We start from the raw sequence: 25,054 nt of genomic DNA on the forward strand, positions 1-25,054 counted from the left end.
GTCGCGACCTGCGGGTTTCGGATACCCGTACCGCATCGGCCGCGTTCGTGGCAGGCTGTCGATTGTGCGGAGTCTGCTGGAGCCGACGCGAAGAGCGAAGTTCGCCCCCGCGCGTCAGCTCGCCAACCGGGATCTGGCGCAGGTCCTGCGAGTGCTCGACAGCGATCCGGTCGCCTCGTGCATGATCGCGGCCCGATTGCAGGAATACGGGCTGGACGCCAGGGGCGGGCACGGTGAGCTGTGGAGCCGCGGCGGCCCCGCCGAATCCCTCTGCTTCTCCGGAGCGAACCTGGTGCCGCTGCGCGGCGACAACGACGCCTTGCGTGCTTTCGCCGACCGCGCGACGCGCTGGCCGCGGATCTGCTCCTCGGTGGTCGGCCGCCAGGAACTCGCGCTGCCGCTGTGGGAGATGCTGAGCGACAGCTGGGGCCCGGAGCGGGAACTGCGCGGCACCCAACCGCTGCTCGCGCTCGGCCAGCCCGCATTGGCGACGGCCGACCCGCAAGTGCGCAGGGCACGCCCGGACGAGCTGGACCGCTACCTCAACGCGGCGATCGCCATGTTCATCGAGGAGGTCGGCGTCGATCCGAGGGCGGGCGACGGCGGTCGCGGCTATCGGCGCCGCATCCAGAACCTCATCGAATCCGGCCGTGCCTGGGCGCGTTTCGAGGACGGCGAGGTGGTCTTCAAGGCCGAGGTCGGGTCGATGTCCCGGCGCACCGGACAGATCCAGGGCGTGTGGGTGCATCCGGACCGGCGCGGCAAAGGCGTCGGCACCAGCGGGACAGCGGCGGTGGCCAACGCGGTGGTGGCCTCCGGGCGCACCGCGAGCTTGTACGTGAACGACTTCAACACGGTGGCCCGCCGCGCCTATGGCCGCGTCGGATTCCGTCAGATCGCGACATTCGCCACCGTCCTGTTGGACTGAACGGCTCACGGTCCCGGTGAGCGAGGCCGGAAACCACCCCGCCTCGATCGGCCGAGAAACGGTGCGCCGCAGGCAATTGCCGGTAATTGGCCAGTACCATCGGCAGCGATGCCGACACGCATGTTGATTCCGCTGGCCGTCGCGGTGCTCGCCGCCGCGGCTGCGGGCTGCTCGGCCGGTCCGCAGGGCCCGGCGCCCGCCGCCGACGCCTTTGTCGCCGCCTTCGCCGAGAACGATCTCACCGCGGCCGCCGAACTCACCAGCCAGCCCGAGAAGGCCACCGCCGCACTGACTTCCGCGTGGCAGAACCTACAGGCGGAGGAACTGACCGCACGCACGGGCGCGGCCCGCGTCACCGGTGACACAGCGACCGTCGATTACACCTACGAGTGGCGGCTGCCGAAGAACCGCACCTGGACCTATACCGGCCAGCTGCAGATGGGCCGCACCGGCGGTCGCTGGATGGTGCGGTGGACGTCCTCGAACATCCACCCCGAACTCGGCGACACCCAGACCATGGAGCTGCGCGCGAACCCGGCCCCGCGCGCCAGGGTGAACGAGCAGTCCGGCAGTGATGTCCTGGTGCCGGGCAAGGTCTCCCGCGTCGCCTTCACCGCGGCCGACGCCGCCGATCCCGCCGCGGTGGCGACCGCGCTGTCGCGAGCACTGCTGCGTTTCGACGAGCGCCTCACCCCCGAGACCATCCTGAAGGCGGCGCGGAACACCAACGGCGCCTACACCGTCCTGCTGCTGACCGAGGTCGAATACAACCAAGTCGGCTCCGAACTCATCGGGCTGCCCGGTGTGACGCTGACCCAGGAGTGGGACATGGTGCCCACCGACCGCGCCTTCGCCCCCGATCTGATGACGCAGGTGCGCCAGACGGTGATCGCCGAGGTGGACGGCAAGTCGGGCTGGAGCGTGGTCACCATGAACACCCACGGCGCCGACACCGCCGTGCTCACCGAGGTGCCCGCGCAACCGGCGCCGTCGTTCGCGCTGAGCATCGACCGCTACGTGCAGAACGCCGCCCAACGCGCCGTCGACCTGCGCACCGAGCAGACCATGATGGTCGTGCTGCGCCCGTCGACCGGCGCGATCCTCGCGGTCGCGCAGAACGAGGAGGCGGACCGGGACGGGCCGATGGCCACCATCGGCCAGTATCCGCCCGGCTCGGTGTTCAAGACGGTGACCGCCGCCGCGGCCATGGCCGAGGGCCTCGCCACGCCCGACACCGTGCTGCCCTGTCCGAGCAGCATCGTCATCGGCGAGCGCACCATCCCCAACTACAACCATTTCACCGTCGGCAACGTCCCGATGGCCACCGCCTACGAACGGTCCTGCAACACTTCCTTCGCCAAGCTCGCCAGCCAGCTGCCCGCCGACGCGCTGGCGTCGACCGCCGCGAAACTTGGAGTGGGCCAGGACTATTCGGTGGTCGGGCTGCCCACCGCGTCCGGATCGGTGCCACCCGCCGACGATCTGGTGCAGCGCACCGAGGACGGGATCGGTCAGGGCAAAGTCGTGGTCAGCCCGTTCGGCATGGCGGTGATGGCGGCGACCATCGCGCACGGCTCGGCGCCCGTGCCGTACCTGATCGCCGGGCGGCCCACCGTAGTCGAGGGAGAGCGGCCCGCGATCGCGGCGGAGGTGATCGAAGGATTGCGCGCGATGATGCGCAAGGTGGTCACCGGCGGCACCGCCGAACGCATCGCCGATCAGGGCGAGGTGTACGGGAAGACGGGCGAGGCCGAGGTCGACGGCGGCTCGCACTCGTGGTTCGTGGGGTACCGCGGTGATATGGCCTTCGCGACGTTGCTGGTCAAGGGCGGCAGCTCGGACAACGCGGTGGCGGTGACCCGAGATATGTTCGCCGCCCTGCCGACTGGGTACTGACGGCGGTTGTCCGGCGTGCCCGACGACGCCGGGCCGCTGGGCAGCACGCGCCGGTGCGACGCCCGTGAGATCAGTAGAAGTACAACGCCGTCCACGTGTCCGGCCCGACCACGCCATCGATCTTCAGGCCGTGCGCGGACTGGAACTTCTCGACGGCCTGCCGGGTGTCCGGCCCGAAGGCGCCGTCGATCTTCACCGGGTAACCGTGCAGGTGCAGCAGACACTGTGCCTGCCGGACGGCGTCGCCGCTGCTTCCGTAACTGATGGTCGGGTGCGAGTCGCTGTACCCGCAGCCCTTGGCGCGCTCGGCGGGATCGCTGTCCTTCGGGGCCGGGGCGGCCCACGCGGGCGCGGTCGCGGTCAGCAGACCGGCGGCGAGGGCGATGGCGGCGATCAGGGTACGAAAAGTCATGGGAACCATCCATTGTCGGGTGCTACTGGACGGGAGCGGTGCTCCCGATCAGCAAGCTATGGCCCTCGACTTCGGCGAATCTCGAGACTTTCTGCAATCGCCTGGTCAGGCCGGTGGCGCGGGTTCCTCGTTGGCCCCGTATCGCAGCCGCGTCGAGCCGACCCGGATGACGTCGCCGTCCGTGAGCGCGGTGTCGGCGCGGATCGGCACCTCGTTGACGTAGACACCGTTGGCCGAATCCCGGTCTCTGATGAAGATCCCGTCGTCGCGGTGCAGAATCCGCGCGTGCTTGCGGCTGACCCGCGCGTCATCGAGCACGATGTCGTTGTCGGACTCGCGGCCGATCCGCAGGCCCGAGGGCGGCACCGGAATCCGCTCCCCGTCGCCGACGCGCAGCCAGGCCAGGCGACGGATGTTCGGCAGGTCGCGGGTGGTGGCGGTCCGGGTGGACGGCGCCTCCGACAGCACCCGATGGTTGCGCACCGCGTCCTCCAGCTCCACCGTCTCCGGCTGCGGATCGGCGCCGAGCTCGTGAACCAGGTTGCGGCGCAATCGGAGACAGGCGGCCAGCGCGTCGGCCTGCCGTCCGGACACATACAGCGCCTTGATCAGCAGCCGCCATACCCGTTCGTCCACGGCGCGCTCGGCGGTTGTCGCGGTCAGCTCGCCGATCACCGCGCTCGCGCGCCCGTCGGCGATATCGGCGGCGATTCGGTCGACGAGCACGTCGTGTCTGCGCTCGGTCATATCGGTCGCGAAGTTGGCGGCGAAGCCGAGTTCGTCGAGACCGGTCAGCGGAGCGCCGCTCCACTCGTCCAGGGCTGCCGCGAAACACGCCGCGGCCATGCGGGAGTCGCCATCTCGGGCGGCCGCCGCGCCACGGGCGCGCGCCACTTCGAAGCGGCCGACGTCGCACTGGTCGTCGGTGATGTCGAGAAGATATCCCGCGTCGACGGTGCGCAGGACGTCGCGATCCTGAATTCCGGCTCCGCGCAAGACGGTACGCAGATTCGAGACGTACGCGTAGAGACCGTCCATGGCGCGCGGTGGCGGATCGTCGCCCCAGACCGCCTCGAGCAAAGCGGTTTTCGGGACCGCCCTGCGTCGGTTGACGACGAGCACGGCCAGCAGCGCGCGCGGCTTCGCGCCGGACAGCGCGATGTGGTGGCCGTCGACCAGCAGCCGGACCGGCCCGAGTATTCGCACGTCGACCGAGGGCGGATCGGAACCGGCGCTGGCCACGGCACATCCCTCCCAACTACACTGCGCGCCAAGTCGTCTCGCGATGCGAAGGCGACGGTGAGTGGATTCAGCATACGCATCGCCCGCGGTCGGCGGCGGACCCTCGCGGAGCGAAACCGCTTCGCGGGCAACGGGCTTTCCGCGCGATTGCTGGGCAGATCGGCACGGGTGCGGGCAGCACGGGTGGACCGCCGATCCCACGGACGCGGTGGCACAGGGAGGTGCGCGGAGGGTGGTCGCTTCGGAATTGGTGCCGGGCTCGGTGTTCGCGGGTCATCTGATCGAACGACGGCTCGGTTCCGGCGGAATGGGCACGGTGTATCTCGCCAAGCACCCGACGCTGCCCATGCGGGTGGCGCTCAAGGTGGTCGGCGCGGATCGCGCCGACACCGAGTACGCCGCGCTGTTCCGTCGTGAGGCGCGGCTGGCGGCCGGTCTCGACCATCCGAACATCGTGGACGTCAAGGACTTCGGCGAGGAAGACGGCAGGCTGTGGATGTCCATGCGCTACGTGCCCGGCGGCGACCTCGCGGCGCTGATCCGCGCCCACCGCTCGGGCGTCGAGTTCGGCCGGGCGGTGCACATCGTGGCCGAGGCGGCCAAGGCCCTCGACTACGCGCACGAACACCATGTCGTGCACCGGGACGTGAAGCCCGCGAACATCTTCGTCACCCCCGGCGACGCGGGCGCGGACCGGGTGCTGGTCGGGGATTTCGGCATCGCGCGCCGGACGGACCCCGCCGCCACCCAGACCGACACCGGTGTCCGAGCGTTCACCGAGTCCTACGCCCCGCCGGAACAGCGCACCGGCGGACGCGTCGACCGGCGCGCGGATGTCTACGCGCTGGGCATCACATGCTACGAACTGCTGACCGGCCGATTGCCCGCCGCGATGATCGCCGATCCGCTGCCGGAAGGCGTCGGCGCGGTGCTGGCCAAAGCCACGAGGGACGTTCCGGACGAACGGTACGAGTCGTGCGGCGAGCTGGCCGCGGCGCTGGCCGGGGCGACGCGTGCCGAACCGAAGCGTGGCTTCGGAACTCGCAGGAGGGTGGCGGCGTTTGGGGGCGTGGCCGCGGCACTCGTCGGCGCTGCCGTGTTCTTGTCGGTGCGTGCGGATTCCGGCTCCAGGGCGCTGCCCGAGCCGACGGGCACGACGGGCTTGTCTCCGCGCTGCTACTTCACCACCGAGGCGCCCAGCGGCGACGGATACCACGTCGTGCTGCCGACCACGAACGACGGCGGACGCCGCTGCATCCTGTCCTACGTCGACTCCCATCCCGGCGGTCCCGAGGCGCCGCGCGCCGCGCCGATCGAGGGCGTACGCGCCCTCCAAGACGCGCTGCGCCGGTGTTACCAGCGGGATCTGTCGGACGCCGACGGCTTCTACGGCACCGCGACGGGCCTGGCCGTGCTGTACGCGCAGGATCTGCACGGCATCGACAAGGACGGCGTGTTCGGGCCGCAGACCTCGGGCGCGATGCGCTGGCCGCGCTATCGCGACGCGGGCGGCGAGTTCGAGTCCTGCGTGGCGGTCGGGCCGCCGTGACGGGTCAGGCGCGGTGCAGGGTCGCGGCCAGGTGGTGGGTCAGGGGCTCGCCGACCGCGGCCATCCGCAGCGTGTAGTCGATCGTGTCGCCCGCGACACGGAACGACCGGCCCAGCGCCGTCACCAACTTCGCCGTGCTGCTGCGGCCGATGCTGGTGGAGTCGAACTCCATGCGCACCTCACCGTCGGTGATGGTGAGTTCGCCCTCACAGATCTCGGTGACGCCGGTCGGGTGGGCGAGGATCAGCTCGACGTGGTCGGGCCGCGGGCAGCGCAGATAGCCGGTCTCGGCGTGCATCGACCTGCTGCCGTCGGCCGCGCGGGTGCGCTGACGGTAGGTGAGGAACGGGCGGCCCAGATGGCCGAACCGTATCTCCTCCAGGTAGTCGAACGGTTCGATGGTCGGGTATTCACCGTGCCCGCCGCCGCGCCAGGTGCCGAGCAACGAGGCGAGCGGTGCGATATCGGGATGAGGAGCGACGGACGGTAGGGGTTCGACCACGGCGGACAGCCTAGACCCGTGTTCGCCGTCTCGCTCCCCGAGTCCCGAAATTGCACCGACCTGGGCTCCGGGACGCCGGGCCGAGGGGCGCACCGCGGCCGCGCGCGCTTGCCACCCCCGCCCCGTCCCGGGTGCGTAACGTCGGACCGTGTGATGGAGACAGACTCGCTCGGCCACGCGGTACGACGCCCGCGGCTGGTCGTCGTCAGCGGCCCGCCCGGCTCGGGGAAGACGACCTTGGCGCACGCGCTCGGCCGAACCGTCGGCTGGCCGGTGATCAGTCGGGACGAGATCAAGCAGGGGATGGCGGACGCCGATCCCACGTTCGAGCCCGCACCGGAGGACGAGCTCGCGCTGCGTACCCTCGACACCTTCTTCGAGGTGCTCGCCGTGTTGGCGCGCGCGGGCGTCGACACAGTGGCCGAGGCGGCTTTCCAAGATCGCCTGTGGCGGCCCGGGCTCGAGCCGCTGGTCGAGCTGGCCGATCTCAGGTTCCTGCACTGCGTCGTGGACCGGGACGTCGCGGTGGATCGCATCGCCCGCCGCAGGCGCGACGAGCCGCTGCGGCGCGTGCATTCCGCGCCCGGCGAACCGGATCCGGCGGCGCTCGGTGCCCGGCACGACGCGTTCCAGCGGGTGCGGCTGGACGCGCCCGCCCTCGAAGTGGACACGACAGGCGGATACCGACCGGGGCTGGACGAGATCGCCGCCTTCGCAAAGGATGCGCGGATCATCGATATCCGTTGAAGCGCCGCGGGATTCGGCTGCGGGGTGGTACACCTCTGATATGCCTGGCACGCGCGGGGAGGATGGGCGAACCGCTTGTCCGCTTCCCGCCGCGGCGCGGCTCCGGAATCATGGTGGCGCGGGGAGGCGGTGCGATGTGACGACCGACAACTGGATGGTGCCGGGCAAGGAGCAGCTGGTCGCGGCCTGCCGCGGGTTTCCGCACGACGATCACCCGATGCTGGAGGCGGCGGGCGAGCTGGCGCAACTGCACGCGCTGCGGGAGCGCACGCCGGCCCGCGAGGTGGCGAAGCTGGACCGGCGGCGCGACCAGCTGGTCCGGGCCATCGACCGGTGGATGACGCTGGCGACGCCGGTGCCGGGCGGCGCCGCACACGCGCACAGCGAGACCGTCGGGCGGATGGTGGACCGGCTCGCGCAGCTCACCACCCAGGCCTGCGTCCCGCTGGCGGCGGCGCCGGACCCGGTCTTCTACGAGGCGTGGGTGCAGGTCGTCGAACTCGCCGACGTCTACCAGGATCTGGTGGACGCGCTGCAAGCGGGAACGCGCCGGGTGCCGGACGGTGTCTAGGCCCTGTCTAGCGCCCGCGACCGAAGAGCCGGAATCCGCGCCCGCGCCGCTGCGGCAGCGTCGCGTACACCATCGTCATATCGGCGAACACCTCCGCCTCCTGCTCGCGCTCCGCGCCGAATTCGTTGCGCCCCAGCACATGCTGCGCCGCCATCGAGGGCAGCAGCGCGGCGAGCTTCGGCGACAGCGGCGGGGCGTCCTCGGAGTCGTCCCTGCCGTGGCCGAGCAGCATGTGCCCGATCTCGTGCAGGATGATGTGATCGGCATTGCGCTCGGTGGCCTCGGCGTCGTACACGATGATGTCGTCGTGTTTGCGGGCGACCCACAGACCTTTGCCGCGACAACCGTTTTCGGCGAGCATCTCGGCCGGCACCGGTCGCAGCGAGATGGAGCGCCCGCGGTGCGCAGCCACCTCGGCCAGGTAGGCGTTGAGGTTCCACGGACTGGGCAGCGGCACCGTCCGGTGAGCGTCGCCGAAACGGGCTTCCATGCTGGTCATCGGCGCTCACTCTACCGACACCGCAGCGCCGCGTCATCCCGGTGATCGGTCACATGGGTGCCGTGATCGATTGCGGCCGACCGGGTTCCGCACACCTCGCTGGCGCGGCTACCTGCGCGAACAGCGGTGTTCTCGGTCGCGGATCAGGCTTCCGGAGTCGGCGCCGCGGTCTTCGGCGGCGTGCCCCGCTGGGAGCGGATCGCCAGCTGGTTCAGCAGCCACAGCGCGATGCCGATGGCGAGCAGCACGCCCGCGATCAGGTACTGATCGGGGTTGCGGTCGGTGAACGGCGTGACGAGGAACCCGCAGGACAGCGCCCCGACAACGGGGAGGAAGGTCGGCGTGCGGAAATGTTTGTGCTCGACCGGATCCCGCCGCAGTACCAGCACCGCGACGTTCACCACCGTGAACACCGCGAGCAGCAGCAACGCGGTGGTGCCGCCGAGTTCGGGCACCTCGCCGACGAACGCGATCAGGCCGAGCGCCAGCAGCGTGGTGAAGACGATCGCGACCTGCGGCGTCCGCCGCCGGGCGTGCACCCGGCCGAATGCGCGCGGCACGACGGCTTGCCGCGCCATGCCGTAGAGCAGCCTGCTCGCCATCAGCATGTTGATCAGCGCCGAGTTGGCCACGGCGAACATGGTGATGAACGCGAAGACGTGCGTCGGGAATCCGGGCGCGCCGACCTCGACCACCTTCAGCAGCGGGGTGTCGCCCTCACCGAGTTGCTCGGTGGGCACCAGCGCGACCGAGGTGATCGAGACGAGCACGTAGATCGTTCCGGTGACGAGCAGTCCGGTCAGCAGCACCTTGGGGAAGATCCGGTTCGGTTCCTTGCACTCCTCGGCCATGTTCACCGAGTCCTCGAAACCCACCATCGCGTAGAAGGCCAGCGTGGTCGCCACGATCACGCCGCCCAGCGCGCTGCGGTCGCCGGTCTCGAACTCGGTGATGCGCCCGAAATCGCCGTTGCCGAAGCCGAGCGCCCACAGCCCGATCGCGATGACGATCAGCAGGCCGGTCAGCTCCACGCAGGTGAGCAGCACGTTCACCTTGACGCCCTCGCTGACGCCGCGCAGGTTGATGGCCGCGATCACGGCCATGAACGCCAGCGCGACGGCGGTGATCGCGATACCGGTGCCGACTTCGAAGTCGAAGGCCTCGGCGAAGTTCGCCGCGAACGCGCGCGAGGCCGTGGCGGCCGAGGTGATGCCGGAGCTCAGCACCGCGAAGGCGACCATGAAGGTGAAGAAGTGGATGCCGAAAGCCTTGTGCGTGTACAGCGCCGCCCCCGCGGCGTGCGGGTACTTGGTGACCAGCTCGAGGTAGCTGAACCCGGTGACCAGCGCGACGAGGAACGCGACGACGAACGGCGCCCACACCGCGCCGCCCACCTCGGCGGCGACTCGCCCGGTGAGCGCGTAGATGCCGGTGCCGAGAATGTCGCCGACGATGAACAACAGCAGCAGTCCCGGCCCCATCACCCGATGCAGACTGGGTTCGGGCGTGGCTGGTTCGGCGGACACGTCGGCCATCGGAGACTCCTGTGCGCGGTGACGGAGGGGACCTTGGAGTACCCATTCTTCCGGCGCGACAGTCGCCGGAACACCGCAGAACGCTAGCTCATCCGGGCGACGATCTCCTCGATCAACGCGACCGAATCGCGCGGACTCAGCGCCATCGCCCGGAGCTGGTCGAAGATCACCCCGAAGCGGCGGACCTCGTTGTGGCCCTCCACGAGTGTGTCGCCCGCGATGCCCTCCACGTACACGAGTTCGTTGTCATCGGGATTCTCGAAGTCGAGCAGCGTGAAGGAGCCCGCCATGCCGGGATGGGCGCCCGCGTTGAACGGAAGGATTTGCAGGATCACGTTCTTCCGCTTGCTCTCCAGCAACAGCTTCTCCAGCTGCCCGCGCATGGTCTGCTGGCCGCCGACCTCTCGGCGGATCGCCGCCTCGTCAAGCACCACCCACAGTTCGAGCGGTTTCTCCTTGTCCAGCACCGTCGCACGGTTCAACCGGGCGTGGACGCGGCTTTCCATGATCGCGGTCTCGACCTTCGGCATGGACGTGTCGATCACCGCGGCCGCGTACTGCTCCGTCTGCAAAAGGCCTGGAATGTAGGAGGTTTGGTAGTGGCGGGCCGACAGTGCCTCGGATTCGAAGTTGATGTAGGCCGCGTACACCTCGGTGAGATTGGCCTCCCACGGTCGGGACATGCCGGGCTTCTGCGCGTCCGACAGGAGCTCGAGCGCGTACTTGCGCCGGTCGGGATCGACCTCGTAGATGTCGAGCAGGGTGTTCAGCGTGCGGCGCTGCGGACGGGCCTGGGCCTGTTCGATCCGGTACAGCGTCGTCACGTTGATCCCGGTGCGGCTGCTGACTTCCTCTTTGCTAAGTCCGACTTTGTCGCGCATCTCGGTCAGCAGCGCCGCGAGTCGGCGCAGGCCGGCGGTGAGAACCGTGCGCTTGCCCGCCATACCGCAATCCTTTCGTGGTGACAGCGCATCAGCCTACCGTCGTGTTCTTCGTGTTTTCGGCCGTTTTCGGCGCGTTCGGGGGTTGCGCGGCGCCCGTTCGTCGCGCTGTTCGACGCGGCGACGCCGGAGGGGACGCTCGTCGATCGGCTCGTCGCGCTGTGTCACGTCGGTATGCAGCGGCTGGACCACGATCGTGACGTGACCCGGATCCTGTTGCGCGACAACTCGATCGACCCCGGCGTTCTGGAGGTGTTCCAGCGCGAGGAGTACGGCGTGGTGATGTCGGTGGTGACGCGGGCGCTGGCGCAACTTGCCGGCTCGGGCGGCGGCGAGCAGGACTGGACGGCCACGGCCGCGGTGCTGGTCGGCGCCCTCGCGCACTACTGGCTGATCACCGACATCTTCGACGGCGAGCACCCGGCGTCTGTCGATGCGGACCGCTACCTGCGTGCCACTGCGGAGCTGGTCGCCGCCCGGCTGGACCGGGCGGGCCACCGAGGAGAGGAAGCACCGTGAACACACACATCACCGTCATCGGCGGCGGCTTGGGAAGCTGGGTTTCCGTGTCGACGGCCGCCTCCGGCGACTGCCGCCGGTCCGGATGCTGCGCGCCCAGGCGCGGCTCGGGCTCACCGCACCCGTGGACATCGACTTCCGTACCTGGGCCGCGGGCCGCTGGGGCGAGGCGACGGCGGAGCGGATGGCGAGCGCGATCAGCGCGGTCACCTACGACGCCGACACCGGCCGCCTCTCGGCCGCGTTCGTCTGGGAGTTGTTCCAAAGGGTGTTCAGCGCGCCCATCCCGGCCGTGCGCTGGGTGCGCGGCGGCTGGCAGCGCGTGGTCGACCGGATGGCGGCGCGTGCGACAGAGCTCGGCGTCGCCGTCGAAACCGGTTCGCGGGTGGACGAATTGCCGACCGACGGACCGGTGACCGTGGCCACCGACGTGCACGCGGCCCGCGTCCTGCTCGGCGACGACAGCCTGACCTGGCCCGGCGGCTACTGCGCCCTGCTCGACATCGCCGTCACCGCCGACCGCCGCGACCGCTCGCTCGTGTTCGACCTCGACGAGGGCGGCTTTCACGAGAGTTACGTAGCCGAACCGTAAGCCGGTTGAGGGTCCCGCTCGCCTAGCTCAATTCGCGATCCAGCTCGCCGAGTTTGTGGGCGATGCCCGCGCGGCCGCTCAGGTCGAGCTTGCGCAGGATGCGGCTGAGGTGGTCCTCGACGGTGCGCGGGCTGAGGTAGAGCCGCTGGGCGATCTCTTTGTTCGGGTGGCCGCGCGCGGCCAGTTCGGCGACCTCGCGCTCGCGCGCCGTCAGCGCCGTCGCGCCGCCGGGGGTGCGGCCACCGGCGAGGCGGCGCTGCAGCGAGGTCGTCGCGACTACCAGCTGGGTCGCCCCCGCGGCCGCGAACGTCTCGCGCGCGGCGACCAAGCGCCGGGTGGCGACGGCGAAATCGCCGCGGCGCCCAGCGATCTGCGCGGCGAGCAGCACCGCTTGCGCGCGGTCGACCGGCATATCGGCCCGATCGAACCACCCGAGGCAGGCCGTGACCGCGGCTTCCGCCGAGTCGAGATCATCCGTCGCGCAGCAGTATTCGGCGCGAGCCGACGAAGCGGCCGCCAGCTGACTCGGCAGCCCCAGGTGGGCGGCCGCCGCCTCGGCCCGGCTGACCAGCTCGTCCGCCGCGGCGTGATCTCCGCCGCCCAGCGCCAGATTCGCGTACCGCGCCAGCTGGGTCGGCTGCATGGGCCCCGGCCGGTTGTCGGTCACAGGCGGGACGCCAGGTTCGATCACGCCGAGCCGGACACCCACCTCGTGCACCGTCATCTCCACCACCTGCCGCCACCAGCGCATCACCGGTCGCGGCTGGTCGGCGAGAATCGTCCACTGCCGCAGCACGTCCTCGCGCGCCGCGGTCAATTGCAGCGCACGGAGTTTCAGCGCACCGGCGAACGGGATCAGATCGCCGTAGCCGAACTGCCGCGCCATGTCGTCGGCGTCCTCGGTGGCGGCCAGCGCCTCGCCGACGCGGCCGTGCTTCATCAGGCAATAGGCGCGCACCGTGTGCAGTTCGGCCAGCGCGTAGCTGCGCCCGAAGCGGCGGCTGACCTGCACCGCGCGGTCCAGATGCGCCAAACCTCTCGCGTGCGTGTCGAGGAAGTACGCCGCCCAGCCCAGCGCGGGCGTCGCGTGCACCACTTCGCGCAGCCGGTCGTCGTCGAGACGCTCGAATGCCAGGTCGGCCTGCTCGAAACCCGCGCGCGCCGCTCCGATACGCAGTTCGGCCACCGCGCCGAGGCAGCGCAACGCGGTCGCGGCCGCGCCCACCGCGGGGTCGGTGATCGCGTCGGAGGCGAACAGCGCGTCCAGCCGCGCCCGTCCCTCGACGTCCTGATGGTCCTGCAACTCCAGGATGGCCAGCTCCAGCTGGACGGGCCCGTCGCCGGGCAGCAGCGGCAACTCGGCGGCCGCTGCGAGCAGGGCCCGCGCCAAGTCGACCCGGCCGAGCATGCGTTCGCAGCGCGCCGAAAGCAGCAGCGCCTCCAGCTGATACGCGCCCGGGCGAGCGGTCAGCGGTTCCAGCGCCTCCCTGGCCCGCGCACCCGCGCCCGACAGTAGGAGCGCGCGTCCGAGCAGCAGCCTGTCCTCGGGCGGTTCGGGCTGCGCGCCCGGGGCCGCGCGCAGGGCGGCGGCGATCCACCGCGCGCTGGTGGCGGGCGAACTCGGCAACACCTGCGCCGCTGCGCCTTTCAGCTCCGCCGCCGCGACCGGATCGATGCCGAGCAGGCCGAGCTCGAGGTGGCGGGCGAGGGCGGGCAGGGCTGCGCCCCGTTGCCGGAGCAGCACCGCCGCCCTGCGGTGCGCGGCGGCCCGCCAGCCCGCGCCCGCCAGCCGATGCGCGGCCGTGCGGATCAGTGGATGGCCGAACGTCACCGACGATCCGGTGACCTCGACCAGTGCCCGCCTGCTCAGTTCGTCGAGCGCGGCGGTGACCGCGTCGATCGGCAATTCGGCTGTGGCGCACAGCATCTCGAGATCGGCGTGCGCGCCGCACAAGGCGATCGCCTGCGCGACGAGTCGTTCCCGATCCGGCAGCTGCGCGAGTTCGGCGCGCAGCGTGCGATCCAGACCGGGGTAGTCGCACTCGGCCGGGTCCTCGCCGCTGATCGCCCGCTCCACTTCGTGATCCGGGAGGTCGGCGAGCAACAGCAGGTAGAGCGGATTGCCGTGGGAGGCCGCGAGTAGCCGAACGCGACGCGCGGCGGTCACGTCCGGCAGCAGGGCGGCGACCTCGGTGCCGGTGAAGGGCGGCACCCGCACCGAGCGGGTCGCGGCGCCGGTCGCGGTCAGCACCCGGGTGAGCGCCACCGGACACTGGCCGGAGCGATAGGCGAGCAGGAGGCGGAAAGTCGGCGCGGGGCGGTTGCGGACGAGGTAGGTCAACACGCGGACGGATTCGGCGTCGAGCCAGTGCGCGTCATCGATGACGAGCAGTGTGCCGGTCGTCGCGAGGTGCCCGCGTAACGCCCGGCCGAGCCGGTTGGCGTCGCCGTCGGGCGGCACGTCGGTCAGGTCCGCACCCGCGTCGGCGAGCCGTTCCAGCACATCGTGAACGACGTGCAGCGGTTGCGGCTGCTCGTCCTCGGTGGCGGTCACCGCGAGCACCCGCCAGCCGCGGCGGGTGGCAAACGGGGCCAGCGCCGCGAGCAACCGGGATTTGCCGATACCCGCCTGACCGTCGACCAGCAGCACCCATGGCCCATCGGGCGATTCCAGGGCGGCGGCGAGCGCGGCGAGCTCGGCGCGGCGTCCCACGAATGCGCGCTCGACCATGATCCTCCGCCGACTTCCGGCAAACCTGCCGCGAAACAACCCCGGGCGAGCTTAACCGGTGCCGTGCCGGCACGGGGGAATCCCGTGTTTTCCCGGATGCTGACCGCGCGATTGTGCGATTGGGTGTTCGAGGCCGATCGCGACCCTCCGGGGGATGCGCCGAAGGGCACGGCGACGGCCGGAGTTCGGCGCCACGAGGGGTACTCCGGTCGGCCGCCTTCGCATCGACGAGAAAGTGACACGAATGAGATTCGTTGGTTCTGGCATCCGCACGCGGCTGCCGCTGGTGCTCGCCACCGTGGCCGCGTTGGGCGCGCTCGGCTGTTCGGCGGTCGAGAAGGGCGCCGACATGGTCCAGGATGCCGGGAAGTCCGACACCGCCCGCGCGAACGTGGGCGACTGCATCAACGTCATCGAGGGGTCGATGATCGACTCCAAGACGGAGCCGGTGGACTGCTCCTCGGACCAGGCCGTGTACAAGGTAGTGCAGGTCTTCGACGACAAGACCGAATGCCACGAGGACTACACCTCCTACGAAGAGACCCTCAACGGCGGCACCACCGCGTTCCTGTGCCTGGCCCCGAACTTCAAGCAGGGTCTCTGCTACAACGAGAGCATGATGACCGGCTACAAGTACGTGGCCTGCACTGCCGCGGAGGCCAGCTTCAAGGTCGTGCAGCGCATCGACGGCCAGGCCGACGAGAACCTGTGCGGCGAGGACGCCGACAAGTTCCTCACCTTGTCCGAGCCCAAGACCACCTTCTGCCTGGGCAGCCCGAAGAGCTGACCCGGGCCAACCTGATCGGCCGCACCACTTTCGGTGCGGCCGTTCGGCTTTCCTCAGCGAAAGGCGCGCCGGTAGGTGTCCGGACTGACGCCGGCGGTGCGCTTGAAGCGTTCGCGGAAGGCGGTGGGCGAGCCGAAACCGACTTGGGCGCCGATCCGTTCGACGGTGTGGTCGGTGGTCTCCAACAGGTGCTGGGCCCGGTGTACGCGGGCGCGGTGCAGCCATTGCAACGGTGTGGTCCCGGTCTGCTCGCGGAACTGCCGCAGCAGCGTGCGGGTGCTCGTTCCGGCCTCGGCGGCGATGTCGGCGAGGGTGAGGTTGCGAGAGAGGTTGTCCTGCAACCACGTCAGCAGCGGTTCCAACGCCGAGCCGCGCGGGGTCGGGGGGAACGACTGGATGATGAATTGGGCCTGCCCGCCTTCGCGCTCCAGCGGCATGACCGACAGCCGTGCCGCGTCGGCGGCGACGGCCGAACCGTAGTCGCGCCGGATCAGGTGCAGGCACAGGTCGAGCCCGGCGGCCGCGCCCGCGGAGGTGAGGAACTGGCCGTTGTCGACATAGAGGACATCGGGATCGACGGCGATGTCGGGGTGGCTCGCCGCGAGCGCGTCGGCAGCGAGCCAATGCGTGGTCGCCCGCAGCCCGCTCAGCACTCCGGTGGCGGCGAGCGGGAAGGTGCCCGTGCAGAGGGAAGCGATCCGGGTGCCCGCGGCGGCGGCCGTCCGCACGGCGTCGGCGATCGCGGGCGAGAGCGGCGCGGTGGGGTCGGCGACGCCGGGAACGATCACGGTGTCGGCGCCGGACAACCCCTCCAGCCCCCACGGCGCCCGCAGGGTGAACGCGCCCGCGTCGACCTCGGGCCGCTCGGCGCAGACCCGGACCTGATACCCGGGGCGCCCGTCCGGCAGCCTCGTCCTGGTGAAGACCTCGATCGGGGTGGACAGGTCGAAGGGGATCACCCGGTCCAAGGCGAGGACGGCGACCACATGCATGGCTACAACTTAGCTGAGCAACGGGTTCCCGCCACCGGTTCCGACATGGCTGAATGCCGGGGCGAACGAGCTCATCGGCTGGTGGCGATTTTCCGTTGGTGTCTGGCCTGAATGCCACTGGGCGGCGCGGGACCGGTTGCCTAACTTCGGTGGCGACCTCGTTCGCTCGCCCAGGAGTCGTCCCACCATGACCTACCTCGCGCCGCTGCTCGTCGGCGTCGTCTACATCACGCTGATGTCCCTGATCCGCGAACCCCATCGCCGCCACTTCAACGCCATCATGGTCGCGGGCGCGGGCGCGGCGTATCTCAGCGGCGGCGGGTTCGCCGCGTGGGAGTTCGCGTTCACGGCGGTCGTGACCTACTGCGCCTACCGCGGTCTGCGGTCGTGGACGTTCATCGGCATCGCCTGGTTGCTGCACACCGCGTGGGACTTCCTGCACCACCTCCAGGGCAATCCGATCGTCCCCTTCCTGCACGACTCGTCCCTCGGCTGCGCCCTCTGCGATCCCGTCATCGCCCTGTGGTGCCTGCGCGGCGGGCCCGATGTAATCGCCTGGGGGCGCAGCCGGATCCGCGCGCTCGTCTCGCGGGAGCCGGTGCGCGCGTCATAGCTTGCGCGCGCACCGTTTCACCTGCGTTTCGCCGGGTAACCGGCCACCGAACGGGAGGTGAGAGGCACATGACCCATACGACAGACGCGCGGCCCGTGGCGTCGCAAGCGCGACCCGCACCGGATACGCGTTCGGTCGCCGAACTCGTCGACGATGCGACCACGCAACTCACGCGGCTGGTTCGCGACGAAATGCAATTGGCCCGGCTGGAGATGCAGGACAAGACGAAGGGCATCGCCAAGGGCGCCGGCCTCGCGGGGGCGGGCAGCCTGCTGGCGTTCTACGGCGGCGCGGCCTTGATCGCGGCCGCGGTGCTGGCGTTGGCGATCCCGCTGCCGGATTGGGCGGCGGCGCTGATCGTCGGCGTGGCACTGCTCGCCCTCGGCGGCGTGCTGGCGTTGGTCGGCAAGAGGACGGTCACCGAGGCCGCGCCGCCGGTGCCGAGCGAGGCCATCGAAGGCGTCCGCGACGATATCGAGGCCGTGCAGAAGAGGAGCCGACGATGAGCGATGTCGGGCGACCGAACATTCCGAACGGATCCGAGGCCCTGCGCCGGGATCGAGACCAGGCGCGGCAGCAACTCGGCGAAACGGTCGCGGAGCTGACCGGCAAGTTCGACATTCCCGGCCGCGTGGAGGACAAGGCGCACGAGACCGCGGACGCGGCGCGCCACCGGGTCGCGGACGCCAAGCAGCACGCGCACGAGACCGCGGACGCGGCGCGTCACCGGGTCGCGGACGCCAAGCAGGCCGCGCGCGAGACCGCGGAACAGGCGCGCGCCCACGCCGGGCACCTGGTCGACCGCGCCGCCAAAGCGCCGGAACCGGTGATCCACAAGGGCAAGCAGCTGGTGGGCGCGGCCCGCATGCGGCCCGCGCCGATCGCGGCGGCCGCGGTCGCCGGTGTGGTGTTGTTCTGGTGGATGCGGCGGAGGCGGGCATGACGACGCTCTACAAACCCCTCGGCATGATCGTCGGCGTGCTCGGCGGCGTCGCGGCCAACACGGTGTTCACCCAGGTGTGGCGCCGGGTCAGCGGCGAGGAGCAAGCGCCGAGCGCCACGGCGCGCGAATACGGCTGGCGCGAAGTGCTCGTCGCCGCCGCGTTGCAGGGCGCCATCTTCGGTTTGGTCAAGGCCGCCGTGGATCGCGCGGGCGCGACGGGATACCAGCGCCTGACGGGCACCTGGCCGGACAAGTAGCGAACCCGGCGAATTCGCGCGAGTCAGCCGCGCGGATTCGCCGGTGCGCGAAGGGCTTCGAACAGGCGCACACAGCGCGCCGTCATCTCGTCGGGGGAGTGGTGTGGGTGCTCGCCCCACCACGAGACGACGGTGGACACGATGCTGAACCAGATCGCCAGCAGCAGCGAGTGATCCTCCGGGTCGGTCACCGCGGCATCGGCGAGCACCTGAGCCGACCCCTCGGCGCCCATGGCGTTCAGGGCTTTCTGATAGCCGCGCGCCAGCTCGGCCGCCGGACCACCGGCGGGCAACGTGCTGTCGTAGATGATCTTCCAGTTCTGCACCCGCCCGTCGATGGCGGTGAAGATCGCGGCCAGTGTGGCCAGAGCCTTGCCCTCCGCTCCCGAAACGGCCTGTGCCGCGGACACCGCCGCGACCAACCCGTCGCCCGCGCGGCGTACGCAGGCGGCGTGCAGACCGTCGCGGGACTCGAAGTAGTTGTAGATCAACGGTTTCGACACACCGGCCGCGGCCGCGATATCGGCGACCGAGGCCTTCGCGTAGCCGCGGTCGCCGAATTCCACGGTGGCGATATCGAGGATCTGCTGCTCGCGCCGTTCCCGTGGCACGCCTTTGGTGCCCGCCTTGCTCAGCGTCATGCGCCACCACGCGCGATCGGATCGATCAGCACGCCGGGGTTGAGGATCCCGGCCGGGTCGAGCGTCGACTTCGCCGCGCGCAGTGCGGCGGCGAACGGCTCCGGGCGCTGCCGGTCGTACCACGGCCGATGGTCGCGGCCGACCGCGTGATGGTGGGTGATGGTGCCGCCCGCTGTCGCCAGCGCCTCCGAGACCGCCGCTTTGATCTCGTCCCACTGCTCCACGGTCCGCCCCCAGCGACCCGCGGCGTAGATGCCGAAATACGGTGCGGGGCCGTCCGGATAGACGTGGGTGAACCGGCAGCTGACCACTCCCGGCACGCTGAGCGTCTCGAAGGCGGAGGTCGCCGCTCGCAGCACCACTGCCCGCAGATCGTCGAAACGGTCCCAGGTGCAAGCGGTTTCGAAGGTCTCCACGATCATGGACTGCGCCGCGAGGGCGTCGCGCTGGTAGGGCATGCGCAAAAACGAGGAACGCCAGGTGTCCGACGCACCGCCGCTCGCCTTCCGCTCGGTCGCGTCTGTGCTGCGCACCCCGTCGGGGAACCGGCCGCCGTGATCGCGGCAGATCCGCACCGCCCATCGCATCGGCTCGTCGACGGGGTGATCCGCCGACTCGAAGCCGAGCACCAGAACGCCGCCCGCGGAACTGGTTCCGGCGTTGAGGAACGCCTCCACCGGATCGAGCAACCGGCAGTTCGTCGGGAACAAGCCGGATTGGGCGATGGTCCTCGTCGCGGCGACCGCCTGGGCGTAGTCGTCGAAGACCACCGACGCGCCCGCCCGCCAGCGCGGCCGGTCCTGCAACCGCATCCACGCCTCGGTGATCACGCCGAGCGTGCCCTCGGAGCCCAGGAACATCCGGTCCGGCGACGGCCCCGCGCCGGACCCCGGCAGTCTGCGCGATTCGCTGACGCCGATCGGTGTGACGACCCGCATGGACTCGACCAGGTCGTCGATGTGGGTGTAGACGGTCGCGTAGTGCCCGCCCGCGCGGGTGGCCAGCCAGCCGCCGAGGCTGGAGAACTCGAACGACTGCGGGAAGTGGCGCAGCGTCAGATCGTGCTGGCGCAGAGCGTCTTCCAAAGCGGGCCCGAGGATACCCGCCTGGACGCGCGCGGCTCGGCTCGTGCGGTCGATCTCCAGCACTTGGTTCAGACCGCTCAGATCCACCGCCACTGTCGCGGGATATTCAGCGGCGCAACGAGGCTCGACACCGCCGACCACCGACGTGCCGCCGCCGAACGGAATCGCCGCCACCCCGGCGTCGGTGCACCAGTCGAGGACGTCGATCACGTCCCGCTCGGTGCGCGGGCGCACGACCTGATCGACCACGTGGTCGACGCGGCCGAGGAGGTTGCGCACCACGTCGCGGAAGGCCTGTCCGTGCGAGTGCGTCACGCGGTCGACCGGATCCTCGGAGACCAACGGCGCCAACGCGTCCGGCACCCGCACCCGCGGTGCGGGCAGTTCCAGCGAGGACGGATCGGGTGCTTCGTGCACGGTGAGGTCCGCGCCGGGCAGCAGCGCCGCCACCCGGCGCGTCAACGCCGCCCGCTCCTCGCCGATCACGGCGCCCGCCACGGTTCCCCAGCCCCACCACGATCGCGTCGCCATCCGCGTCCTCTCCACGATTCGAATTGACCCGATAGTAAATTAACTATGAGTCAATTCACAACCGTGTGGTCGAGGCAGTCAGGTCGGGTTGGGATTCCGTTCCGACCGAATGCGCTGTTCCAGGCGGTTCGTCAGCGAGCGCACCCGCTCGTCGGCGCTGAGCTGCTGATCGAGAACCACGTTCAACGCGCCGCGCAGCATGGCGTACGGCTCCCAGCCCGCGGGCGCTATCGTGCGCGGCGCGCGCCGGGCGATGCCGTCGGCGAGGGACGCGGCGGCCTCGGCGGCGCTGATCCGCTTGTTCAGCGGCCACGGCAGCAGGTCGCCGAATTCCGCGCCCATGTCGTCGTCATCGAGCGTGCCGTGGGTCATCGCGGTATCGACGACGCCGAAATACGCGACGCCCGCGGTCGCGCCCGAGGCGGCGAGCTCGACGCGCAGCGCCCTGCCGAACTGCTCGACGCCCGCCTTGCTCACCATGTACGGCGAACCGCCCATCCCCGGCGCGAACGCCGCGCAGGACGACACGACGACCACGTGCCCGCGCGCGGCGACGATGTCGTCGAGAGCGGGGTGGACGGTGTTGAAGACGCCGGTCAGGTTCACGGCCAGGACGCGGTCGAAGTCCGCCGGATCCATCAGCCGGATGCTCGACGGTTTCGGCACGATGCCCGCGTTGGCCACGACGACGTCGATGCCGCCGAAATGCTCGCGCACCCGGCCGATCGCGTCCCGCATGTCCGCGCGATCCGCCACGTCGGCCCGCACGCCGATCGCGCGCCCGCCGAGCCGTGCCGCGGCGGCGGTGGCCGCCGCGCCGTCGATGTCGACCAGCGCGAGCCGCGCGCCCCGCTCGCGCAGCAGCCGGGCGAGGGCGAACCCGATGCCGGTCGCGCCGCCCGTGATCACCACGACTTTGCCCGCGACGTCGTACTGCCCTTGATTACCCGCCAACGCGGCGGGAACCGCGCGCAACAGCTGTCGCACGGTATGGAAGGTGTTCGCGCTCATCGCAGACTCGATTCGTAGGACTCGGCGTCGAATTCGGCGACGCGACGCCGATACTGGAAGCTCCAGTCCGGATACAGACCGGCGTTGCGACCGTCGGCAGTGGTGTAGTAGCTGTCGCAGCCGCCCTTCAACCAGACGGTCTCCCTGCTGCGTTCCTCCATCTCGTTCAGGAAGGACCGCTGCACGCCCGGACGCACCTCGACGCGCCGGATACCCTTGTCGCGCATCGTCTTCAGCGCGTCGATGATGTAACCGATCTGCCCCTCGATCATGTAGATGGCCGACTGATTCCCTGCCGCGCCGAACGGCCCCAGCGTGCAGAACATGTTCGGGAACCCGGCGGCGGCCGCCCCGAGATAGCTGCCGGGACGATCCCGGTACGCCTCGGCGATCGACCGGCCGTCCTTGCCGACGATCCGCTCGTACAACTGCGGCAGCGAACCGAAACCGGTGCCCCACACGATGGTGTCGACCGGGTATTCCGCGCCCGTGTCGGTGACGATCGAGTGCGGCCGGATCTCCTTGATGCGCTCGGTCACCACCTCCACGTTGTCCCGGGTGAGCGCCGGATAGTACGCGTCGGAGAAGATGGCGCGCTTGCAGCCGATCATGTAGTCGGGAGTCAGCTTCTCGCGCAATGCGGGATCGCTGACCTGCCGATGCAGCTGCCACCGCGACAGCGCCTGGAACGGGTGCCGGAACCGCCGGTCCACGAAGCCGACGAGCCCGAAGCTCTCGATGCCCGCGAAGTACGCGCCGCGGATCGCCTTTCCGAGCACCGGCATTCGTCGCAGCAGCGCCCGCTCGACGGCATGCGTCCGCCGGTCCATCCGGGAGACGATCCACGGCGCGGAGCGCTGGAACACCGTGAGCCGCCGCACGATCGGCTGAATCTCCGGAACGAACTGCACGGCGGACGCGCCCGTCCCGATCACGGCGACGCGCTCGCCGGTGAGATCGTGTTCGTGATCCCAGTGCAGCGAATGGAACTGCGCGCCTTCGAAATCACCGATACCGGGAAAGTCCGGAATCTTGGCCTCGCTGAACGGGCCGACGGCCGAGATCAGCACTTCGGCCGTGAGCTCGCCCCGTTCCGTCTCGATATGCCAGCGCAGCGCGGCCTCGTCCCACTCCGCGCGAACCAGCGGAGTGTCGAACCGCATGTGCCGCACCACATCGTGGCGCTCGGCCACCGAGCGCAAGTAGTCGAGAATCTCCGGCTGGGTTCCGTAGGTGCGCGACCAGTTCGGATTCGGCGCGAACGAATACGAGTACAGGTGCGAGGGCACATCGCAGGCGCAGCCCGGGTAGGTGTTGGCCTGCCAGGTGCCACCCAGCTCGCTCGCGCGCTCGAGCAGGACGAAGTCGTCGAAGCCCGCTTCGCGCAGCTTGACGGCGAGGCCGATGCCCGCGATGCCCGCGCCGATCACGACGATCGCGCGGTGCTCGGGGTCTGTTCCGCTGGGTGCGGCCATGAAGGGTCTTCCTTTCCGAAACGGGCGCCGTTGCCCGTGGTCAGAGATCGAGGACGAGTTCGTCCCCGAGCGCGCGCGAAACGCAGGTGAGCATGGCGGAATCCCGCTCGGAATCCGTGAGAAGCCGGTCACGGTGGTCGATCTCGCCACCGAGCACCCGCGTCTTGCAGGTGCCGCAGAAGCCCTGCCTGCACGAGAACGCCGTGCCGGGCAAGACGCGCCGGATGGCGGACAGCGCGGATTCGTCGGCGCCGACATCGACCGTCGTCCCACTGCGCCGCAACGCGATGCGGAACGGTTGCCCGTTGTGGACGGGTAGCGGCGAGAACCGTTCGGTGTGCACCGAGGCGGTCGGGTCGGTGGCGGAGAGCACGCGTCGCGCGGATTCCATCAGCGGCGGTGGCCCGCAGACGTACACGGCGGCGCCGCGCGGCGCCTCGGTCATCAGGGCGTCGAGAACGGGGACGCCGAACTCGTCGTCCGGCCGCACCTCGAGGCGGCCGCCTCGGCAGCGCTCGAGCTCGCCGAGAAACGGCATGCTCGCCCGCGATCGGCCGAGGTAGATCAACCGCCACGGCAGACCGCGGTGCGCGCACTCGGTGACCATCGGCAGGATCGGGGTGATGCCGATCCCGCCCGCGACGAACAGGTACGCGGGCGCGTTGACGAAGGTGAACGCGTTGCGCGGCCCGCGTATCCGCAGCAGGTCGCCTTCCCGGAGTTCGTGCAGCTCGCGGGAACCGCCGTCGCCATCGGCGATGCGGCGCACCGCGATTCGGTACTGCACCCGGCTCGCCGAGTCGCCGGTCAGCGAGTACTGGCGCTGACGTCCGGACGGCAGGAACACATCGATGTGCGCGCCGGGAATCCAGGTCGGCAGCTCGGCGCCGGTGGGCGAGCGCAGCGACAGGCTCACCACGTCCTCGGCCTCGACGACGCGGGCGTCGATCCGCAGCGCCATGTCGAAACCTGTGCGCCGCACCGGATTCGGGCGTGACAGCAGCCCGGCCGTCGCTTCGGCGGTGAACGCGCGCTTGTAGGCGTCGAGCAGACCGGCCATCGCGCGAGCCGGGAGCGGCGGGCGATAGTTCCCGGTCACGACGGCGCTCACGCCTTACCCGCGCGGGCCGCGGGCGACTGCGCCAGGTAGCGAATCGCGTTGTCCATAGGACCGAGCTGGGACGGGTGGAAACCCGGCCGCAGATAGCGCGGGATCTCGGTGACGAATGTGGTGAACCGTGGAATCACACCGCGGGCCGAGGCGCTCAGCAGTTGCAGCGGCCAGAGCCGTCCCTTGTCCGGCTCGGGATCCTTGTGGAACAGATACCCACCGGAGATCACGAACAGCGCGAGCAAGCCGAAGCTCGCCAGCAGACTGGTTCGAGCCTTGCGGAAGTAGCCGCCGTCGACGTGCATGTACGCGTCGTAGACGACGCTGCGGTGCTCCACCTCCTCCGCGCCGTGCCAGCGGATCAAATCGAGCATCGCCGGATGCATGTTCTTGGCCTCGAGCTTGTCGTTGGTCAGCAGCCATTCCCCGATGACGGCGGTGTAGTGCTCCATCCCCGCGAAGAGGGCGAGCCGCTCGCACAGCCACTGGTGCTTGGCGCGCCCGGTGAGCCCGTGATCGCCGAGCACCCGATCCACCAGCCAGGACACGGTGTCGACCATCGGGGCGACGTCCAGCCCGATCGACTCCAGGTGTTCGCGCGCCTTCTCGTGCGAGCTGGCGTGCATGTTCTCCTGGCCGATGAACCCCTGCACCTCCTCGCGCAAGCGTTCGTCGTCGATGAGCGGCAAGGCTTCGGCCAGCGCCTGCGCCATGGCTCGCTCGCCCTCTGGCAGCACCAGGTGCATGACGTTGATGATGTGGGTCGCCATCACCTCGCCGGGGATGTAGTGCATGGGGACCGAATCGAAATCGAACCGCACGTCGCGCGCGTGAATCGCATGCGCTTGGTCCTCGTACGCCGCTGTGGTCATGCCGCCGTCCTCGCGTCTCATCGTTGAAACAGGCACCCCTCGACGGTATTGTTGACATCACGTGATGTCAAC

The 25,054-nt window shown here is 70.2% G+C and carries 26 protein-coding genes; 12 read left to right on the forward strand and 14 right to left on the reverse strand.

Translation table 11 applies throughout. The features are described 5' to 3' along the window. Positions 1 to 64 precede the first annotated feature (64 nt). Together ABZV58_RS07665 and ABZV58_RS07670 are read left to right on the forward strand one after the other, a co-directional pair. A complete protein-coding gene (locus tag ABZV58_RS07665) occupies positions 65 to 928 on the forward strand; it encodes a GNAT family N-acetyltransferase (protein ID WP_354999361.1) in 864 nt (287 codons plus the stop codon). Between the two features lie 108 nt (positions 929 to 1,036). Continuing rightward, positions 1,037 to 2,824 carry a penicillin-binding transpeptidase domain-containing protein gene (locus ABZV58_RS07670; protein ID WP_354999362.1) on the forward strand — a complete coding sequence of 596 codons (1,788 nt, stop codon included), beginning with the start codon at positions 1,037 to 1,039 and terminating at the stop codon, positions 2,822 to 2,824. A gap of 70 nt (positions 2,825 to 2,894) precedes the next feature. Here the strand turns inward: ABZV58_RS07670 and ABZV58_RS07675 are convergent, their stop codons facing one another. Both ABZV58_RS07675 and ABZV58_RS07680 read right to left on the reverse strand, forming a co-directional pair. Next, the gene (locus ABZV58_RS07675; protein WP_354999363.1) at positions 2,895 to 3,236 is read right to left on the reverse strand and encodes a peptidoglycan-binding domain-containing protein; all 342 of its coding nucleotides are present in this window, start codon (positions 3,234 to 3,236) and stop codon (positions 2,895 to 2,897) included. Between the two features lie 105 nt (positions 3,237 to 3,341). Beyond that, the gene (locus ABZV58_RS07680) at positions 3,342 to 4,478 is read right to left on the reverse strand and encodes a BTAD domain-containing putative transcriptional regulator (protein ID WP_354999364.1); all 1,137 of its coding nucleotides are present in this window, start codon (positions 4,476 to 4,478) and stop codon (positions 3,342 to 3,344) included. A 232-nt stretch (positions 4,479 to 4,710) separates the two neighbouring features. On the opposite strand from ABZV58_RS07680, the gene ABZV58_RS07685 reads away from it, so the two are divergent. Continuing rightward, on the forward strand, positions 4,711 to 6,027 hold the full coding sequence (locus ABZV58_RS07685) for a serine/threonine-protein kinase (protein WP_354999365.1): 1,317 nt from the start codon (positions 4,711 to 4,713) through the stop codon (positions 6,025 to 6,027). Positions 6,028 to 6,031: 4 nt separating this feature from the next. On the opposite strand, the gene ABZV58_RS07690 is transcribed toward ABZV58_RS07685, so the two are convergent. Next, a complete protein-coding gene (locus ABZV58_RS07690; protein ID WP_354999366.1) occupies positions 6,032 to 6,529 on the reverse strand; it encodes a peroxynitrite isomerase in 498 nt (165 codons plus the stop codon). Positions 6,530 to 6,682: 153 nt separating this feature from the next. Between ABZV58_RS07690 and ABZV58_RS07695 the strand changes: the two genes are divergently transcribed. Together ABZV58_RS07695 and ABZV58_RS07700 are read left to right on the forward strand one after the other, a co-directional pair. Beyond that, the gene (locus ABZV58_RS07695) at positions 6,683 to 7,276 is read left to right on the forward strand and encodes an AAA family ATPase (RefSeq protein ID WP_354999845.1); all 594 of its coding nucleotides are present in this window, start codon (positions 6,683 to 6,685) and stop codon (positions 7,274 to 7,276) included. 136 nt (positions 7,277 to 7,412) lie between these two features. Then, positions 7,413 to 7,847 carry a DUF4254 domain-containing protein gene (locus ABZV58_RS07700; protein ID WP_354999367.1) on the forward strand — a complete coding sequence of 145 codons (435 nt, stop codon included), beginning with the start codon at positions 7,413 to 7,415 and terminating at the stop codon, positions 7,845 to 7,847. A gap of 7 nt (positions 7,848 to 7,854) precedes the next feature. Here the strand turns inward: ABZV58_RS07700 and ABZV58_RS07705 are convergent, their stop codons facing one another. The 3 genes from ABZV58_RS07705 to ABZV58_RS07715 form a co-directional block, all read right to left on the reverse strand. Continuing rightward, the gene (locus ABZV58_RS07705) at positions 7,855 to 8,346 is read right to left on the reverse strand and encodes a hypothetical protein (RefSeq protein WP_354999368.1); all 492 of its coding nucleotides are present in this window, start codon (positions 8,344 to 8,346) and stop codon (positions 7,855 to 7,857) included. Between the two features lie 143 nt (positions 8,347 to 8,489). Further along, on the reverse strand, positions 8,490 to 9,881 hold the full coding sequence (locus ABZV58_RS07710) for an APC family permease (protein WP_354999369.1): 1,392 nt from the start codon (positions 9,879 to 9,881) through the stop codon (positions 8,490 to 8,492). A gap of 83 nt (positions 9,882 to 9,964) precedes the next feature. Further along, entirely contained in the window at positions 9,965 to 10,825 is an 861-nt protein-coding gene (locus ABZV58_RS07715) for a helix-turn-helix transcriptional regulator (RefSeq protein WP_354999370.1), read from the reverse strand. A 198-nt stretch (positions 10,826 to 11,023) separates the two neighbouring features. Between ABZV58_RS07715 and ABZV58_RS07720 the strand changes: the two genes are divergently transcribed. Then, on the forward strand, positions 11,024 to 11,341 hold the full coding sequence (locus tag ABZV58_RS07720) for a hypothetical protein (RefSeq protein WP_354999371.1): 318 nt from the start codon (positions 11,024 to 11,026) through the stop codon (positions 11,339 to 11,341). Positions 11,342 to 11,426: 85 nt separating this feature from the next. After that, the gene (locus ABZV58_RS07725) at positions 11,427 to 11,933 is read left to right on the forward strand and encodes a hypothetical protein (protein WP_354999372.1); all 507 of its coding nucleotides are present in this window, start codon (positions 11,427 to 11,429) and stop codon (positions 11,931 to 11,933) included. A gap of 22 nt (positions 11,934 to 11,955) precedes the next feature. Here the strand turns inward: ABZV58_RS07725 and ABZV58_RS07730 are convergent, their stop codons facing one another. Then, positions 11,956 to 14,664 carry an AAA family ATPase gene (locus ABZV58_RS07730; RefSeq protein ID WP_354999373.1) on the reverse strand — a complete coding sequence of 903 codons (2,709 nt, stop codon included), beginning with the start codon at positions 14,662 to 14,664 and terminating at the stop codon, positions 11,956 to 11,958. Positions 14,665 to 14,908: 244 nt separating this feature from the next. Here ABZV58_RS07730 and ABZV58_RS07735 point away from each other — a divergent pair, with 244 nt between their 5' ends. Continuing rightward, the gene (locus tag ABZV58_RS07735) at positions 14,909 to 15,451 is read left to right on the forward strand and encodes a hypothetical protein (RefSeq protein ID WP_354999374.1); all 543 of its coding nucleotides are present in this window, start codon (positions 14,909 to 14,911) and stop codon (positions 15,449 to 15,451) included. A 53-nt stretch (positions 15,452 to 15,504) separates the two neighbouring features. Here ABZV58_RS07735 and ABZV58_RS07740 read toward each other — a convergent pair whose 3' ends face one another. Beyond that, a complete protein-coding gene (locus ABZV58_RS07740) occupies positions 15,505 to 16,443 on the reverse strand; it encodes a helix-turn-helix domain-containing protein (protein ID WP_354999375.1) in 939 nt (312 codons plus the stop codon). 187 nt (positions 16,444 to 16,630) lie between these two features. Here ABZV58_RS07740 and ABZV58_RS07745 point away from each other — a divergent pair, with 187 nt between their 5' ends. From ABZV58_RS07745 to ABZV58_RS07760, 4 genes are all read left to right on the forward strand, one after another. After that, a complete protein-coding gene (locus tag ABZV58_RS07745) occupies positions 16,631 to 17,056 on the forward strand; it encodes a DUF6010 family protein (protein WP_354999376.1) in 426 nt (141 codons plus the stop codon). A gap of 68 nt (positions 17,057 to 17,124) precedes the next feature. Continuing rightward, a complete protein-coding gene (locus ABZV58_RS07750; RefSeq protein ID WP_354999377.1) occupies positions 17,125 to 17,562 on the forward strand; it encodes a phage holin family protein in 438 nt (145 codons plus the stop codon). Next, positions 17,559 to 17,999 carry a DUF3618 domain-containing protein gene (locus ABZV58_RS07755; RefSeq protein ID WP_354999378.1) on the forward strand — a complete coding sequence of 147 codons (441 nt, stop codon included), beginning with the start codon at positions 17,559 to 17,561 and terminating at the stop codon, positions 17,997 to 17,999. Before ABZV58_RS07750 ends, ABZV58_RS07755 begins: the two co-directional genes overlap by 4 nt. Next, positions 17,996 to 18,256 carry a DUF4235 domain-containing protein gene (locus ABZV58_RS07760; RefSeq protein WP_354999379.1) on the forward strand — a complete coding sequence of 87 codons (261 nt, stop codon included), beginning with the start codon at positions 17,996 to 17,998 and terminating at the stop codon, positions 18,254 to 18,256. The genes ABZV58_RS07755 and ABZV58_RS07760 overlap by 4 nt, the downstream gene beginning before the upstream one ends. A 23-nt stretch (positions 18,257 to 18,279) precedes the next feature. Here the strand turns inward: ABZV58_RS07760 and ABZV58_RS07765 are convergent, their stop codons facing one another. From ABZV58_RS07765 to ABZV58_RS07790, 6 genes are all read right to left on the reverse strand, one after another. Further along, the gene (locus ABZV58_RS07765) at positions 18,280 to 18,897 is read right to left on the reverse strand and encodes a TetR/AcrR family transcriptional regulator (RefSeq protein ID WP_354999380.1); all 618 of its coding nucleotides are present in this window, start codon (positions 18,895 to 18,897) and stop codon (positions 18,280 to 18,282) included. Next, positions 18,894 to 20,513 (reverse strand): FAD-binding oxidoreductase, encoded by a 1,620-nt coding sequence (locus ABZV58_RS07770; protein ID WP_354999381.1) that lies wholly within the window; start codon positions 20,511 to 20,513, stop codon positions 18,894 to 18,896. Before ABZV58_RS07770 ends, ABZV58_RS07765 begins: the two co-directional genes overlap by 4 nt. A gap of 78 nt (positions 20,514 to 20,591) precedes the next feature. Further along, positions 20,592 to 21,524, reverse strand: coding sequence for a short-chain dehydrogenase/reductase (locus ABZV58_RS07775; RefSeq protein ID WP_354999382.1), 933 nt, complete (start codon positions 21,522 to 21,524; stop codon positions 20,592 to 20,594). After that, positions 21,521 to 22,999: an NAD(P)/FAD-dependent oxidoreductase gene (locus ABZV58_RS07780; RefSeq protein WP_354999383.1), complete on the reverse strand. Its 1,479-nt coding sequence runs from the start codon at positions 22,997 to 22,999 to the stop codon at positions 21,521 to 21,523. The genes ABZV58_RS07775 and ABZV58_RS07780 overlap by 4 nt, the downstream gene beginning before the upstream one ends. A 40-nt stretch (positions 23,000 to 23,039) precedes the next feature. Continuing rightward, positions 23,040 to 24,059, reverse strand: coding sequence for a PDR/VanB family oxidoreductase (locus ABZV58_RS07785; protein ID WP_354999846.1), 1,020 nt, complete (start codon positions 24,057 to 24,059; stop codon positions 23,040 to 23,042). A gap of 47 nt (positions 24,060 to 24,106) precedes the next feature. Then, on the reverse strand, positions 24,107 to 24,982 hold the full coding sequence (locus ABZV58_RS07790) for a metal-dependent hydrolase (RefSeq protein ID WP_354999384.1): 876 nt from the start codon (positions 24,980 to 24,982) through the stop codon (positions 24,107 to 24,109). Between the last annotated feature and the right edge of the window lie 72 nt (positions 24,983 to 25,054).

The sequence above is a fragment of the Nocardia sp. NPDC004654 genome, assembly GCF_040609595.1.
Taxonomy (GTDB): Bacteria; Actinomycetota; Actinomycetes; order Mycobacteriales; family Mycobacteriaceae; genus Nocardia.